This window comes from Agrococcus lahaulensis DSM 17612 (assembly GCF_000425105.1).
GTDB classification, from domain to species: domain Bacteria; phylum Actinomycetota; class Actinomycetes; order Actinomycetales; family Microbacteriaceae; genus Agrococcus; species Agrococcus lahaulensis.
Window position 1 is genome coordinate 465,404 of the sequence record NZ_AULD01000005.1, and the last position, 15,136, is coordinate 480,539.

A 15,136-nucleotide genomic window follows, 5' to 3' on the forward strand; every position below is an offset into this window, starting at 1 on the left:
CCGCGTAGCGTGGCGGCATGAGCAACGACGAGGCCCTGCTGCTCGAGAGCGCGGAGGCGTGCGTCGACGAGGCGCGAGCGGCGGGGCTCGAGCTGCTGCTGCCGCGCGAGGTGCCGCTCGGCGGACCGCGCGCGATGCCGGTGCTGCGCGTGCTGCCCAACAAGCACCGGCACTTCGTCGGCGCGTGGTGCTTCGCCGACGCCTTCGGGCCCACGTCGATGCGCGGGGGTCCGGGCATGGACGTGCCACCGCATCCGCACACGGGCCTGCAGACCTGGAGCTGGCTCGTCGACGGCGCGATCGAGCACCGCGACTCGGCCGGCTTCGCCCACACCGTGCGACCGGGCGGGCTCAACATCATGACCGCGGGCGGCGGCATCGCGCACAGCGAGTACTCGACCGCCGACACCGACGTGCTGCACGGCGTGCAGCTGTGGACGGTGCTCCCGAGCCACGAGCGCGGGCGCGAGCCGTGGTTCGACGGGCTCGACGCCGTGCCGACGGTCTCGCTCGGCGGCGGCGTGACGGCGAGCGTCCTCGTCGGCGAGCTCGCGGGCGCCTCGAGCGGCGTCGGCGCGTACTCGCCGCTGCTCGGCGCCGAGCTGCGGCTCCTCGCGGGCACCGAGGCGGTGCTCGAGCTGCGCGAGGGGTTCGAGCACGGGGTGCTCGCGCTCACCGACGGCGTGCGCGTCGATGACGTGGCGGTGCAGCGCGGCGCGATGGCGTACGCGGCGCCGCGGCGCGAGGCGCTCGTGGTCTCGGCCGAGCGCGACGCGATCGCGATCCTGCTCGGCGGGGAGCCGTTCGAGGAGGAGGTCGTGATGTTCTGGAACTTCATCGGCACCGACCACGACGAGGTCGCGGCGGCGCGGGAGCAGTGGATGCGCGAGCGCGAGTCGGGCACGGACGCGCGCCCGCGCTTCGGCTCGGTCGTCGACGATGCATCGGCGCCCCTGCCGAGCCCGCGGCTGCCGTCGGTCGAGCTGCTGCCGCGCGGGCGCGCGAAGCGGCGGACCTGAACCGGGTCGGGCGTCAGGCGCTGAGGTCGAGCGCGAAGACCGCGCGGTCGGGCGTGGGCCTCGCCACCTCTCGGAAACGGGCCTTGGCGAATGTCGAGACGACGCCGCGGTAGAGCTCGTTCGACGCCTTCCTCCTCCCCTCGGCCGGATCGACCGGGTAGCCCTCGAGCACTCGAGCGCCGTGCGAGGCGGCGAAGTCGATGGCTGCCCGGAGCAGGCGATCGGTGAGTCCGCTGCCGCGGTGCTCGCTGCGCACGACGAAGCACGACACCGCCCACACCGACTCGTCGTCCCACGGCTCCTCGGTGGCGGAGACGAGCTGCTTCGTCCGGCTCAACCGGATCTGCCTGGTGTGAGGGCCGACGCGCACCCAGCCGGCCGCCTCGCCGTCGACGTAGACGATGAGCGCCGGCGGGAGCTCCCCCTCCATCTCGGCGCGGAGCAGCTCTCGGCGCTCCTCCACCGCCGAGCGCTGGAATTCGGCGTTCGTGATCGTCCACCACTGGCACTGGCACGATCGCCCGTCGCCTCCGCCGCCGAGCGCCCGCTGGGCGTCGTCGAAGCGATCGGGCGTCGCGGGGCGGATGTCGACCTGCGGCATGGGGCGACGGTAGACCCGCGCGTCGGCATCGACAAGGCCCGACTCGCCGCGAGCGTCAGCCGGAGCGGCGGGCGCCGATGAGGAGCGCGATCGCCGCGGCGACGAGCGCGGTCGCGAGCAGCGCGATCGCCGGGTAGGCGGCCGACATGCCGCCGCCGGTGGCGAACGTGTCGGCGACGCCCATCCCGATCGAGAACTCGGCGACCGGCAGCCCGCCGACCGCGAGCGCCGCCGCGCCGAGCAGCAGCCCGAGCGAGCCCCGACCGCCGCGCCGGGCGCGCAGCAGTCCGAGCGCGAGGACCAGGATGGCGACCGCCCACGCCCCGGCCCACAGCACCGGCACGACCCATCCGCCCGCTTCCCCGACCGCCGCCATGCCCGACCACAGCTCGTCGAGCGGCACGCCGGGCGCGAGGGTCAGCGGCAGCAGCACGAGCGCGTCGAGCACCCCGAGCGCGAGCACGGCGATCGCTGCGACGAGCCCGAGCGCGACGCCGCGCACCGGCCGCGGGGCGCCGGCGCGCATGCTCGGGTCGAGCAGCAGCAGCCCGATGCCGTGGCCCACGACCACGAGCGGCAGCACCAGGTGGAGCGGCGCGCCCACGATCGCGAGGAAGGGCGCGAGGGGTGCGGCGAGCAGCCCGAGCACGACGAGCGTCGCGGGCACCGCGGCAGCCGCCCACCGTCTCGGCTCGGCCCGCGCGAGGAGCGCGAGCTGCCCGCCGCCGACGCCGAGCATGCCGAGCGGCGCGGCGAGCGCGAGCGACGCGGCGGCGACCGCCGACCACTCCCACGGCCTCGCGCTCCCGACGGCCGCGAGCGCTGCCCCAGCGGCCATCGCGGCGAAGTGCGCGCCGATGACCCCGCCCGCGAGCCAGCCGTGCGCGCTCCGCGCCCGCTCGCCCTGCAGCGCAGCGAAGGCTGCGGGCTCGCGCGGCGTCGGCCGCGGCGTGACGGCGGCCAGGGCATTGGCGACTGCGCTCATGCGCTCACGCTGGCCCCAGACCGCGTCAACCCTTCGCGGCGCGCTTCGCCTCCTGCTTCGTCGCCCGCACCTCGGCGAGGGACGCCGCGTCGACGATGTCGGCGACCGAGCGCTTCGCGCCCTCCTCGCCGTAGGGAGCCGACGCATCCACCCACCCCGCGCCGTCGAAGCCGGCCCGCTTGCCGAGCAGCGCGAGGAAGATGCGCGCCTTCTGGTCGCCGAAGCCCGGGAGCGCCTGCAGCCGCCGCAGCACCTCGGGCCCGTCGGGCTCGCCCTGCCGCCAGATCGCACCGGCGTCGCCGCCCCACTCGTCGGCGACGACGGCGGCGAGCTGCTGCACGCGCTTCGCCATCGAGCCCGGGAACCGGTGCACCGCGGGCTTCTCGGCGAACGCCGCCTGGAACGCGTCGGGATCCATGCGCGCGATGGCCGCCGCGTCGAGCGATCCGAGCCGATCGCGCAGCTTCGCCGGCCCCGCGAACGCCGTCTCCATCGGCACCTGCTGGTCGAGCAGCATGCCGACGAGCAGCGCGAAGTCGTCGTCGGAGAGGAGGCGGTCGGCGGCCTCGTCGCCCGTGATGTGGAGGTCGCGAGTCATGGCTCCAGCCTGGCACGGCCCCGGCGTGCGATGCTCGTCCCGCAACGACGAGCCGCGCCCCCGCCTGGTCACGACAGGCGGGGACGCGGTGATCGCCGGCGCTCGCCCTGCTCGGGGAGCCGATCGTGCGCCTGAGGACAGCAAAGCCCCCACGACGCCGTTTTGCAACGGTGTTTCCATTCCTTGATCGCATCTTCAGGTTGCCCTGCTGCTTGCGGCCTCCGGCTCAGTCCGCTCGCATGCCCGGCTGGGAGGATGAGCGCATGAAGCGCAGCAACCCGTGGTCCTGGTGGGCCTTCTGGATCGGCCTCCTCGGGCTCGTCCTCATGCCCATCCCCCTGTTCGTCGGCCTCATCCTCGGCGGCGGCCTCGCCGCGATCGCGGCGATCCTCGCGGTCATCGGCTTGTTCAAGTCGCGGCACGCGGGCGGCCGCGGCATCGCGCCGGCGGTCGTGGCGATCGTGTTCGTGCTGCTGACCTACGGCGGCATCTCGATCGGCGGTGGCGTCATCTGGTGATGCCGCCGCGCGCGACGGTCAGCCGACGCGCGAGCGCCGGGCGTCCGCGCCGGCCTCGGCCGCGCGGCCGAGCAGGCTCCGCGCGGCGAGCCACAGCAGCGCGACGAGGCCGACGATGAGCAGCCCGTCGGCGGCGATGTAGAGGTAGTGCAGGCCCGAGCCGCCCTCGCTCTCGCCCGCGATCACCGCGTCGGTCGTCGCGTGCATCATCGGCCGGATGACGAGCGCCTTCACCGCGAGCACGGCGGTGAGGACGAGCGAGAGGATGCGCTCGGCCCGCGGCGCGCGGGACGCGAAGGACGCGATCACGAGCAGCGCCGCGAGCACCGCCTCCGCGACGTTCATCGCCGCGAAGACGAGCCGGCCGATGCCGAGGCCGAGCGGCACGGTGATGCCTGGCGCCTGGAACTTGAGCGGCGCCTCGATGAGGGAGATGCCGACGATGAGGCCGAGCCAGACGGCGGGGAGCACGAATCGGGCGGCGCGGGCGAGCATGCCTCTACGGTACGCCGCGCCTGTCCAGCCGCCGCCGTCCAGCCGCCGCTCGCGCGCGGGTGCCAGGATCAGGGCATGGCCCCGCAGCCGACCACGACCCTGCTCATCCTCGGCGCCTCCGGCGACCTCACCGCGCGGCTGCTGCTGCCGGGCGTCTCGACGCTGCTGCGCGCGGAACCCGAGCGGCGGCTGCGCGTCGTGGGCGCCGACGTGCGCGAGCTCGACGCGGCGGACTGGCGCGGCCGCGTGCAGACGGCGCTCGACGCCGCCGAGGTGAGCCCCGCGGCGGCCGCAGCGGTGCTCGAGCACACCCGCTACGTCGCCGCCGACGCGACCGACGGCGATGCGCTCCGAGCCCTCATCGCGTCGCTCGAGTGCGAGCGGCTCGTCATCTACTTCGCGCTCCCCCCGCACGTGACGCGGCTCGTGTGCGAGACGCTCGAGCGCGTCGGCGTGCCGAGCGGCACGATCCTCGCGATCGAGAAGCCGTTCGGCGACAGCCTCGGCAGCGCGCGCGAGCTCAACGCGCTCGTCACCCGCGTCGTGCCCGAGCAGCAGGTCTTCCGCATCGACCACTTCCTCGGGCTCCACACGGTGCTCAACCTCCTCGGTCTCCGCTTCACGAACCGGCTGCTGCAGGCCTCGTGGGATCGCAGCAGCATCGAGCGGGTCGAGGTGCTCTACGACGAGACCGTCACGCTCGAGGATCGCGCCGGCTACTACGACCGCAACGGGGCGCTCCGCGACATGATCCAGTCGCACCTGCTGCAGATCATGGCGCTCATCGCGATGGAGCCCGTCGCGAGCGTCGGCGAGCGCGACCTTCGCGACGCGATCTCGACCGTGCTGCGCGCCGCGCGCGTGGTCGACCCCGTCCGCCACTCGCGCCGGGCCCGCTACACGGCCGGGAGCGTCGAGGGCCGGCCCGTGCCCGACTACACCGCAGAGCCCGGCGTCGACCCGGCGCGCGGCACCGAGACGCTCGCCGAGATCGAGGTCGAGATCGCCAACGCCCGGTGGGCGGGAGTGCCGTTCGTGCTCCGCTCGGGGAAGTCGCTCGGCGGCGTGCGCAAGCGCGCGATCGTGCACTGGCGGCCGCCCGCGCACGTGCCGGAGGGCTTCCAGGGGCACGACACCGCCGACCGCTTCGTCATCGACTTCAAGCCCGACGGCTTCGAGCTGCACCTCACCACCAACGGCAAGGGCGAGCCCTTCACGCTCGAGCAGACCGTGCTGCGCGGCGAGCTCGGCGGCGGTCAGCTCCTGCCCTACGGCGAGGTGCTCGGCGCCATCCTCGACGCCGACCCGCGGCTCGCGGTGCGGGGCGACGCCGCCGAGGAGTGCTGGCGCATCGTCGAGCCGGTGCTCGAGGCGTGGCGAGCGGATGCGGTGCCCCTGGAGGAGTACGAGGCCGGCTCCCGAGGTCCACGCGACTGGGCGTCGAGCGGCTCCTAGATCGCGCGCATCCCTCGAGAGGGGCAGTGCCGCCTGAGCGGGGCCGGCGTGCCTGCCCCTGGTGGGCGGAACCGCCCCGGTCGCGCCCGCGCTGGAGAAGTCGACCGCAGCCCCAATATCCTGGACGGGTGCCTCGTTCCACTGCTCCTCGCGTGCGCCCGGACGCGCTCGGGGCGTGACCGTGGACGCGCCCCGCACCGGCGCCGTGCCGACCCCGGGCGAGGACGCCTCGGCCGACCTCGTGCCGCCGCCCGCGCCGGACGAGCGCTTCGACGCCGACGGCGACCCGACGCGCGAGGAGTCGCTCGCGCGCGTGCTGGGCGGCAGCCGTGCGGCGATCGAGGGCAGCGTGCCGCCCGTGGCGTTCCTCATCGCGTGGCTCGCGAGCGGCGGCGAGCTGCTCACGGCCGTCGTCTGGTCGCTCATCGCGAGCGCCGTGACGCTCGTGCCCGCGATCGTGCAGCGACGCCGGCCCAAGGCCGTCGTGATCGGCATGCTCATGACCGTCATCGCGGCGATGATCGCCTACTACACGGGCGAGGCGCGCAACTTCTTCCTCATCCAGCTGCTCTCGAACGCGGCGAGCGCCCTCGCCTGGATCGTCTCGATCGTCATCGGCTGGCCGTTCCTCGGCATCATCGTCGGCGGGCTCATCGGCACCAGGACCCGGTGGCGCCACGATCCGGTGCTCCTGCGCGCCTACCGCCGCGCGTCGTGGATCTGGGTGCTGCAGTACGTCATCCGGGTCGTCGTCTTCAGCGTGCTGTGGTGGCTCGACGAGACGACGTGGCTCGCGATCATGCGCGCCGCCCTCACCTATCCGCTCATCATCGCGTGCATCGCGATCTCGGGATGGGTGCTCTTCGCGTCGATCCCGAAGTCGCACCCGGGCATCCGCAAGCCGCTCCCGCGCCCCGGCGACTGATCGCTCTCCCCAGCTCCGCGCCGCACCGTTGCGTGGGGCTCGGCCTCGGCGTACAGTCTCGGCAAGCAAGCGGTGCGGACAGACCAGGCGCCTCCACCGATACTCGCGAGCAGAGCAAGCGCCGAGCGCCAGTCCGCACCGCTGCTCCATGCCCCGTGGGTGTCACTCGCCCGCAGCGCGGAGTAGCGTGCCCGCCATGCGGGAGATCCCGGTGGCGGATGCGGTGCGCGAGCGCGTGCGGACGGCCATGCGCGCGGCCGACCGGGCCGCGTTCCTGCCTGCGAGCGTGCGCCACCTCGCGCCCGTCGACCGCCCCATCGGTATCGGCTGGGAGGCGACGAACTCGCAGCCCTCGACCGTCGCACGCATGCTCGAGCTGCTCGATGCGGGCCCGGGCCAGCGCGTGCTCGACGTCGGCGCGGGCTCGGGCTGGACGACGGCGATCCTCGCGGAGCTCGGCGCCGAGACGGTGGGCGTGGAGCTCGTGCCCGCCCTCGTCGAGTTCGCGAACGCCAACCTCGCAGCGCACGGGAGCCCCGCGCGCGTGCGACAGGCGACCCCGCGCATCCTGGGCCTGCCCGACGAGGGGCCGTGGGACCGCATCCTCGTCTCGGCCGACTTCGGCCGCATGCCCGACGCGCTCGTCGCGCAGCTCGCCGACGGCGGGCGCATGGTTGCGCCGATCGCGGGCGCGATGACGGTCGTCGATCTGATCGTCGGCGAGCCGCGCGTGCGCGCGGATGGCGGGCGCTACGCATTCGTGCCGCTGATCGGCTGAGCGCCGTCGGGGCTGATCCTCGGCGCGCGCTGACTATGGTGGCTGGCATGCAGCCGAGACCCGAGGAGCTCGCAGAGCGGCTCGCGCGCACCCGCGCTCGCATGCAGCGCGCCGGGCTCGACGGCCTCGTGGTCGTCGATCCTGCCAACCTGCACTACCTGACCGGCTACGACGCGTGGTCGTTCTACATGCCGCAGCTGCTGTTCGTGCCCCTCACGGGCGAGCCGCTGCTCATCATGCGGCAGATGGACGCCGACGGCGCGCACCGCACGGCGAGCACGCCGCCCGAGCGGATCCTCGGCTACCCCGAGTCGCTCGTGCACCAGCGCGGCGCGCATCCCTTCGACTGGGTGGCCGAGCGGCTGCGGGAGCACGGCTTCGCCCAGCGCGGCCGCATCGGGTACGAGGCCGAGGCGCACTTCTTCACCGTGCGCTCGTTCCACGCGCTCGAGCGCGGCCTGCCGGAGTGGCAGCTCGTCGACGCGCACGACCTCGTCAACTGGGTGCGGCTCGTGAAGAGCCCCTTCGAGCTCGAGCTCATGCGTGGCGCCGGCCGCATCGCCTCGGCCGCGATGCGCGCGGGCATCGAGGCGCTCGGCGACGGCGTGCGGCTCAACGACGTCGCCGCCGCGATCCAGTTCGCGCAGGCGACGGGCGTCGAGGGCGCCGAGGGCGACTACCCGGCGATCGTGCCGATGTTGCCGACCGGCGAGTCGGCCGACACCCCGCACCTCACCTTCAGCGCCCGGCGCGTGCAGCACGGCGAGGCCGTCTCGATCGAGCTCGCCGGCGCCCACCGCCGCTACCACGCGCCGCTCGCCCGCACCGTCGCCGTCGGCCGACCCGACGCGCGCCTCGCGGGCCTCGCCGACATCGCCGCCGAGGGGCTCCAGTCCGTGCTCGACGGGCTGCAGCCGGGCCGCGTCGTCGCCGACGTGCACGGCATCTGGCGCGAGCACCTCGCGCGGCACGCGATCGAGAAGCCCTCGCGGCTCGGCTACTCGATCGGCATCGGCTACCCGCCCGACTGGGGCGAGCGCACCGTCTCGATCCGCGAGGACGACCTCACCGTCATCGAGCCCGGCATGTGCCTGCACATCATCGCCGGCATGTGGATGGACGGCTACGGCTGCGAGCTGAGCGAATCGGTCGCGATCGGCGAGGGCGGCGCCGAACTGCTCACCGACGCGCCGCGCGAGCTCATCGCGGTGGAGGCGGCATGACGGCCCGGCACACGGACGACCGGCGCGCGGACGTCGACCGGGCCATCGCCCTCGTCGACGAGGCGACGATCGTCGCCGACGCCTCGTCACTCATCCTCGCCGCGAGCGAGAACCCGGGAGGCACCGAGCTCATCGCCGTGCGCGTGCTCGAGACGATCGCCTCCCGCCTCGGCGGCCGCGGCCGCCGCTCGCCCGTCGCGCCCGGCAGGCCCAACATCGCCATCCGCTTCGGCCCCGATCCCTCCGCGGCCGTGCCCGGCGTCCTCATGCTCGGCCACTCCGACGTCGTGCCGGCCGGCGAGGGCTGGAGCGCCGACCCGTTCAGCCCGCGCGTGCGCGACGGGTGGCTCACCGGCCGCGGCGCGACCGACATGAAGGGCGGCCTCGCCGCCGCGCTGCAGGCGATGGCCGCGGTGCACCGCGTGCGCCCCGAGCTGCCGCTCGAGCTGCTCGTCACCGTCGACGAGGAGGACCTCGCGACCGGCATCCAGGCCCACCTCGACGAGCCGCCGATGCCCTACCGAGCGTGCATCGTCGCCGAGCCGACCGACCTCGCGGTCGTCGTCGCGTGCCGCGGCGCCGCGAACCTCGAGGTCGAGGTGCGCGGCCGCGCGGCGCACGCGGGCCGCCCGGAGGACGGCGCGAGCGCCATCACGACCGCCGCGCGCATCGCGGGCTGGATCGCCGACGACCACGAGCGGATGCGTCGGGGCGCGTCGGGCCTGCTCGGCTCGGGGACCTGGAGCGTCGGCCGCATCGAGGGCGGCCACGGCACCTCGATCGTGCCCGACCGCTGCACGCTGCTCGTCGACCGGCGGCTGATGCCGGGGGAGACCGGCGCGCAGGCGCTCGGCGAGCTCGAGGCGGGGATCGCCCGCGTGCTCGGGCACGAGGGCTGCGAGGCGAGCGCGTCGCTCCTGATGGAGATGCCGGGCTTCGAGACCGACCCCGCGCATCCGCTCGTCACCGCCGCCGCGGGCGCGCTCGAGGCCGAGGGCCGCGAGGCGCGCATCGAGGCGTGGACGGCCGCGTGCGAGGGCGGCTACATCGCCCGCCACCACGGCTGCCCGACGATCATCCTCGGCCCGGGCGACATCACCGGCCAGGCCCACCAGCCCGACGAGCGCGTGCGCATCGCCGACCTCTCCGCGGCCGCGCGCGCCTACGCGCGGCTCCTCCTCGCCCTCGATCCCTGACCGCATCCGCCCCGAACGCATCCGCCCCGACCGCACAACCAGCACGACCAGCACGACCCCCGAGCACGACCAGGACACTGCACCACCAGGACACCCCTGCACCGACCGAAGGGACACGGCCATGACCGAGCAGACAGCACCGCGGCGGCACCCGCGCGAGCCCGCACCCATCACGAGGGAGCTCGACCTCTCCCCCGTGCAGCGCAAGACCGTCAGGAAGTCGGTCATGGGCGCCATGGCGGGCAACGCCATCGAGTGGTTCGACTACGGCATCTACGGCTACCTCGCCGTGCACCTGTCGCAGCAGATCTTCGGCGGCTCTGAGGAGGCGATCCTCTGGACGCTTTTCGGCTTCGCCGTCTCGTTCCTCATCCGGCCGATCGGCGGCGCCGTGCTCGGGCCGCTCGGCGACCGCATCGGGCGCCAGAAGGTGCTCGTCTTCACCATCCTGATGATCTCGATCGCGACCGCGGCGATCGGCGTGCTGCCGACCTTCGACATGGTCGGCTGGCTCGCGCCCGTGCTGCTGTTCACGCTCCGCATCATCCAGGGCTTCTCGGCGGGCGGCGAGTACGCCGGCGCCGCCGTCTACATGGCCGAGCACGCGCCCGACGACCGCCGCGGCTTCTGGGGCTCGTTCCTCGAGTTCGGCACGCTGCTCGGCTTCTCGATGGCGGCGATCCTCGTCACGGGCCTCGAGCTCATCGTCGGCCCCGAGGGCATGGCCGAGGGCTGGTGGCGGCTGCCGTTCCTGCTGACGCTGCCGCTCGGCATCGTCGCCCTCCTCATGCGCTCGCGACTCCACGACTCGGAGACGTTCATCGAGGCGAAGGAGCAGGACACCCGCTCGAGCGCGTGGGAGACGCTGCGCGACGTCGTCGTGAAGCAGCCGAAGCAGCTGCTGAAGATCATGGGCATCACGATCCTCATCAACACGGCGTTCTACCTCGTGCTCACCTACATGCCGACCTTCCTCACGACGTCGCTCGACATGGGCGCGACGCAGGCCGGCCTCATGCTCGTGGCGGTGCAGCTCGTCATGATGGCGGTCATCATCCCGATGGGCGCGCTCACCGACCGGATCGGGCGGCGCCCGGTGCTGCTCACTGCGGCGGTCGGCTTCACGCTCTTCTCGATCCCGGCGATCATGCTGCTGCAGACGGGCAACGTCGTGCTCCAGGTGCTCGGGCTCGCGATCTTCGGGCTCTTCCTCGTGATGCTGCTGTGCAACATCTCGGCGACGCTGCCGGCGCTCTTCCCCACCACGGTGCGCTACGCGGGCTTCGCGCTCGGCTACAACGTCGCGACCTCGCTCCTCGGCGGGCCGGCCGGCCTCATCAACGAGTGGCTCATCGGCGAGACCGGCTCGACGCTCGTGCCCGGCTTCTACATGACGGTCGCGGGCATCATCGGCCTGCTCGCGATCCTGACCTTCAACGAGACGGCCGGCCGCAGCCTGCGCGGCGACATCGTGCCGGGTGACGACGACGTCGACCGCATCGCGATCGGCGAGGACCTCATCGGCAAGGTGCACGACCCCGAGCACGAGCTCGTCGACGGGAAGCTGCCGCCGCGGACGGGGCCGGCGCCGACCGGCGGCTCTGCGTGAGCACGAGCATCGGCCTGTGGCGCGGCGGCGCGCTCCTGACGCCCGAGCTCGCCGCCGCGACCGAGCGGCTCGGCTTCGACACCGTCTGGATCGGCGGCTCGCCGCCCGCCGACCTCGGGATCGCCGAGCGCCTGCTCGAGGCGACCGAGCGCATCCGCGTCGCGACGGGCATCGTCAACATCTGGACGGCACCCGCGGCCGAGGTCGCGGCGTCGTTCCACCGGCTCGAGGCAGCGCATCCTGGCCGCTTCACGCTCGGCATCGGCATCGGCCACCCCGAGGCGATCGGCGAGCGCTACCGGCGGCCGTACTCGGCGCTCGTCGCCTACCTCGACGAGCTCGACGGCGCGGGCGTGCCGCCGGGCCGCCGGGTGATCTCGGCGCTCGGCCCACGCACGCTCGCGCTCGCCGCCGAGCGCGCCGCAGGCACGCATCCCTACATGACGACGCCCGCGCACACGCGCTTCGCGCGCGGCATCGTCGGCCCGGAGCGCCTCGTGGCGCCCGAGCAGCGGCTCGTGCCGGGCCTCGAGCCGGGGCCCGCGCGCGAGGCGGCGCGCCGCTTCCTCGAGCGCTACCTGGCGCTGTCGAACTACCGCCGCACGCTCGAGTCGCACGGCTTCACCGCCGCCGAGCTCGACGACGGCGCGACGGACGAGGCGGTGGATGCGCTCGCGCCGCACGGCGCACCGGCCCGGCTCGCCGAGGCGGTGCGCGGGCACCTCGACGCGGGCGCCGACCACGTGTGCGTGCAGACCCTGCCGGCGAAGGACGACCCGCTGCCTGCGCTCGAGGCGCTCTCGGCCGAGCTCGGCATCCGCTGACCTCCTCGGCATCTGCTGACCGTTCGCTCCGAATCCAGCCTGCTCGGGGGTGCCGGTGCATACGGTCGAGGGCATGCGAGCACTCACTTGGCAAGGCAAGCGCAAGGTCTCGGTCGAGGAGGTCCCCGACCCCGTCATCCAGGATCCGACCGATGCGGTCATCCGCGTCACGTCCACCGCGATCTGCGGCTCCGACCTGCACCTCTACGAGCTCTTCGCGCCCTTCCTCAAGAAGGGCGACATCCTCGGCCACGAGCCGATGGGCATCGTCGAGGAGGTCGGCTCGGCGGTCTCGAACCTGCAGGTCGGCGACCGCGTCGTCATCCCCTTCGTCGTCGCGTGCGGCAGCTGCTTCATGTGCCAGAAGGGCCTGACGACCCAGTGCGAGACGACCCAGAACCGCCACTCCGGCACCGGCGCGTCGCTCTACGGCTACACGTCGCTCTATGGCTCGGTGCCCGGCGGCCAGGCGGAGCGGCTGCGCGTGCCCTACGCCGACTTCAACGCGACGAAGGTCGGCAAGGAGCTCGCCGACGACCGCTACCTCTTCCTGAGCGACATCCTGCCGACCGCGTGGCAGGGCGTCGCCTACGCCGGCCTCGAGCCGGGCCAGACGCTCGGCGTCATGGGGCTCGGCCCGGTCGGCCAGTTCGTCGCACGCATCGGCAAGCACCTCGGCCACCGCGTGATCGCCGTCGAGCCGGTCGCGGAGCGCCGCGCGATGGCGGAGCGCTACGGCGTCGAGACGCTCGACATGCCGGATGCGGCGGACGCGCTCAAGGACCTGACGGACGGCCGCGGGCCCGACGCGATCGTCGACGCCGTCGGCATGGAGGCGCACGGCGCGCCCGGCGCCGCGACGGCGCAGCAGCTCGTCGGCGCGCTCCCCGACCTGCTCGCGAAGCCGATGATGCGGCACGCGGGGCTCGACCGGCTCTCGGCCCTCCACACGGCCTTCGACGCGGTGCGGCGCGGCGGCACGGTCTCGCTCAGCGGGGTCTACGTCGGCTCCGCCGACCCCATGCCGATGATGACGCTGTTCGACAAGCAGATCACGCTGCGGATGGGCCAGTGCAACGTGCAGTCGTGGCGCGACGAGCTCATGCCGCTCGTCGAGGACCCGGCCGACCCGCTCGGCACCGGCGACCTCACGACGCACCTCGTGCCGCTCGAGCAGGCGCCCGAGTACTACGAGATCTTCCAGAAGAAGGAGGACGACTGCATCAAGGTGGTGTTGCAGCCTTGAGGCCGGAGGGCGCAATGCGACGCAGTCGCGTTGCGCCCGGAGGCCTCAAGGTCGAGTAGGCGGCCGCGGGCCGCCGTATCGAGACCCCGACGGTCTCGATACGCACCCTACGGGCGCTACTCGACCAACGGGGGGTGATCCCGGCGCTACTCGACCAACGGGCGCGCGGCGCGGCCGCCGCTCGACCAACGGGCTGGTGACGCGGCCGCTGCTCGACCAGCGGGGGCGCGGGACGAGAAAAGGCCCCGGGGTGGAGCCCGGGGCCTTCCCGTGCGCGAGGGGGGACTTGAACCCCCACGTCCGTACGGACACTGGCACCTGAAGCCAGCGCGTCTGCCAATTCCGCCACTCGCGCGACGCCCGGGGCAGCCCGGGCAACCACACGAGAATATCAGGTTCAGAGCGACGGCGGGTACGCTGTCGGCGGCGATGAAGGGCGGTGATGACGGCAGTGGGATTCCTTGACGCGATCGAGCGCGGTCTCGAGCGTGCCGTCAACGGCGCCTTCGCGAAGACGTTCCGCTCCGGCGTGGAGCCGGTCGAGATCGCGAGCGCGCTCAAGCGTGAGCTCGACACGAGCGCGTCGGTCGTCTCCCGCGACCGCATCCTCGTGCCGAACCGGCTCACCGTGCGCCTCGCGCCCGCCGACTTCCAGCGGCTCCGCCGCCTCGGCGAGCCGCTGCTCGACGAGCTGACCTCGACGGTGCAGGACCACGCGCGCCGGTCGGGCTACTCCTTCCCCGGTCCCGTCGACCTCGGCTTCGAGCCCGACGAGGCGATGTCGACCGGGATGCTCGAGGTGCAGTCCGACACGGAGGCGGGCGAGGTCGTGTGGACCGCGGTCGTCGACATCAAGGGCAAGCGCCACCAGTTGCGGAAGGGACGCACCGTCATCGGCCGCGGATCGGACGCCGACATCACCGTCGACGACGCGGGCGCCTCCCGGAAGCACGCCGAGATCGTCTGGGACGGCACGCGCGCCCAGGTGAGCGACCTCGGCTCGACGAACGGCACGACCCTCAACGGCCGGGCGCTCGGGACGGCGCTGCTCGAGCCGGACTCGATCATCGACATCGGCGCGACGCGCATCGTCTACCGGGTGCTCGCGCAGTCGAAGGAGCGCCGAGCATGAGCGAGCTGACCCTCATCATCATCCGGATCGGCTTCCTCGCCCTGCTGTGGCTGTTCGTCTTCATCGTGCTCTACTCGCTGCGCAGCGACCTGTTCGGGCCGAAGCTCACGCCCCTGCAGCGCGTCGCGGTGCAGAGCCAGCGCTCGCGCGCGGAGGCGGCCGCGCAGGCGGCGCCGGCGGCGGCCGGCGACGCCCCGACCACCGTGACCGAGCGCGCGAGCGCCGGGACCGCATCCGGCCTCGCCCGTCGCGTCGTCATCACCTCGGGGCCGCGCACGGGCACCGAGATCGAGCTGCCCGAGACGGGGCTCACGATCGGCCGCTCGAGCAGCGCCGGCCTGCAGATCAAGGACGACTACACGTCGAACTCGCACGCGAAGATCGTGCGCTGGCGTGACGAGTGGGTCGTGCAGGACCTCGACTCGACGAACGGCACCTTCGTCGACGGGAAGCGGATCACCCAGTCGACGCCCGTGCGGGTCGGCAGCTCGGTGCGCATCGGCACGACGACGTTCGAGCTGAGGCGCTGAGC

16 protein-coding genes and 1 tRNA gene are annotated in these 15,136 nt (G+C 73.6%); 12 read left to right on the plus strand and 5 right to left on the minus strand.

Annotated elements, in window-relative coordinates; all coding sequences use genetic code 11:
• The first annotated feature begins 17 nt into the window (after positions 1-17).
• Entirely contained in the window at positions 18-1,019 is a 1,002-nt protein-coding gene (locus H508_RS0102775; RefSeq protein WP_026372937.1) for a pirin family protein, read from the plus strand.
• A 13-nt stretch (positions 1,020-1,032) separates the two neighbouring features.
• Here the strand turns inward: H508_RS0102775 and H508_RS0102780 are convergent, their stop codons facing one another.
• From H508_RS0102780 to H508_RS0102790, 3 genes are read right to left on the minus strand one after another with little or no spacing between them, the layout of a single operon-like run.
• On the minus strand, positions 1,033-1,620 hold the full coding sequence (locus H508_RS0102780; RefSeq protein ID WP_026372938.1) for a GNAT family N-acetyltransferase: 588 nt from the start codon (positions 1,618-1,620) through the stop codon (positions 1,033-1,035).
• Positions 1,621-1,675: 55 nt separating this feature from the next.
• Positions 1,676-2,605 (minus strand): hypothetical protein, encoded by a 930-nt coding sequence (locus tag H508_RS0102785; protein ID WP_026372939.1) that lies wholly within the window; start codon positions 2,603-2,605, stop codon positions 1,676-1,678.
• A gap of 25 nt (positions 2,606-2,630) precedes the next feature.
• Positions 2,631-3,203: an HhH-GPD-type base excision DNA repair protein gene (locus H508_RS0102790; RefSeq protein WP_026372940.1), complete on the minus strand. Its 573-nt coding sequence runs from the start codon at positions 3,201-3,203 to the stop codon at positions 2,631-2,633.
• A 263-nt stretch (positions 3,204-3,466) separates the two neighbouring features.
• On the opposite strand from H508_RS0102790, the gene H508_RS0102795 reads away from it, so the two are divergent.
• Complete coding sequence (locus H508_RS0102795) at positions 3,467-3,721, plus strand: hypothetical protein (RefSeq protein WP_021010640.1); 255 nt, start codon at positions 3,467-3,469, stop codon at positions 3,719-3,721.
• 18 nt (positions 3,722-3,739) lie between these two features.
• Here the strand turns inward: H508_RS0102795 and H508_RS0102800 are convergent, their stop codons facing one another.
• Complete coding sequence (locus tag H508_RS0102800) at positions 3,740-4,216, minus strand: hypothetical protein (RefSeq protein ID WP_026372942.1); 477 nt, start codon at positions 4,214-4,216, stop codon at positions 3,740-3,742.
• 75 nt (positions 4,217-4,291) lie between these two features.
• On the opposite strand from H508_RS0102800, the gene H508_RS0102805 reads away from it, so the two are divergent.
• The 8 genes from H508_RS0102805 (at position 4,292) to H508_RS0102840 (ending at position 13,472) form a co-directional block, all read left to right on the plus strand.
• The gene (locus H508_RS0102805) at positions 4,292-5,671 is read left to right on the plus strand and encodes a glucose-6-phosphate dehydrogenase (RefSeq protein WP_026372943.1); all 1,380 of its coding nucleotides are present in this window, start codon (positions 4,292-4,294) and stop codon (positions 5,669-5,671) included.
• A gap of 175 nt (positions 5,672-5,846) precedes the next feature.
• Complete coding sequence (locus H508_RS0102810) at positions 5,847-6,596, plus strand: DUF3159 domain-containing protein (RefSeq protein ID WP_245569429.1); 750 nt, start codon at positions 5,847-5,849, stop codon at positions 6,594-6,596.
• Between the two features lie 196 nt (positions 6,597-6,792).
• Positions 6,793-7,374, plus strand: a complete 582-nt coding sequence (locus H508_RS0102815; RefSeq protein ID WP_026372945.1) for a protein-L-isoaspartate O-methyltransferase family protein — start codon at positions 6,793-6,795, stop codon at positions 7,372-7,374.
• Between the two features lie 47 nt (positions 7,375-7,421).
• Positions 7,422-8,597 carry a M24 family metallopeptidase gene (locus H508_RS0102820; RefSeq protein WP_026372946.1) on the plus strand — a complete coding sequence of 392 codons (1,176 nt, stop codon included), beginning with the start codon at positions 7,422-7,424 and terminating at the stop codon, positions 8,595-8,597.
• Positions 8,594-9,793, plus strand: coding sequence for a M20 family metallopeptidase (locus H508_RS0102825; protein WP_026372947.1), 1,200 nt, complete (start codon positions 8,594-8,596; stop codon positions 9,791-9,793). Before H508_RS0102820 ends, H508_RS0102825 begins: the two co-directional genes overlap by 4 nt.
• Before the next feature lie 121 nt (positions 9,794-9,914).
• Positions 9,915-11,402 (plus strand): MFS transporter, encoded by a 1,488-nt coding sequence (locus H508_RS14165; protein WP_084154978.1) that lies wholly within the window; start codon positions 9,915-9,917, stop codon positions 11,400-11,402.
• Positions 11,399-12,226: a TIGR03620 family F420-dependent LLM class oxidoreductase gene (locus tag H508_RS0102835; protein WP_026372948.1), complete on the plus strand. Its 828-nt coding sequence runs from the start codon at positions 11,399-11,401 to the stop codon at positions 12,224-12,226. Before H508_RS14165 ends, H508_RS0102835 begins: the two co-directional genes overlap by 4 nt.
• A 73-nt stretch (positions 12,227-12,299) precedes the next feature.
• A complete protein-coding gene (locus tag H508_RS0102840; protein WP_026372949.1) occupies positions 12,300-13,472 on the plus strand; it encodes a zinc-dependent alcohol dehydrogenase in 1,173 nt (390 codons plus the stop codon).
• A gap of 271 nt (positions 13,473-13,743) precedes the next feature.
• Here the strand turns inward: H508_RS0102840 and H508_RS0102845 are convergent.
• Positions 13,744-13,827, minus strand: a tRNA-Leu gene (locus H508_RS0102845).
• 96 nt (positions 13,828-13,923) lie between these two features.
• Here H508_RS0102845 and H508_RS14170 point away from each other — a divergent pair.
• Entirely contained in the window at positions 13,924-14,604 is a 681-nt protein-coding gene (locus tag H508_RS14170; protein ID WP_035253700.1) for an FHA domain-containing protein, read from the plus strand.
• Positions 14,601-15,134, plus strand: coding sequence for an FHA domain-containing protein FhaB/FipA (locus H508_RS0102855; protein WP_026372950.1), 534 nt, complete (start codon positions 14,601-14,603; stop codon positions 15,132-15,134). The genes H508_RS14170 and H508_RS0102855 overlap by 4 nt, the downstream gene beginning before the upstream one ends.
• Positions 15,135-15,136: the final 2 nt, after the last annotated feature.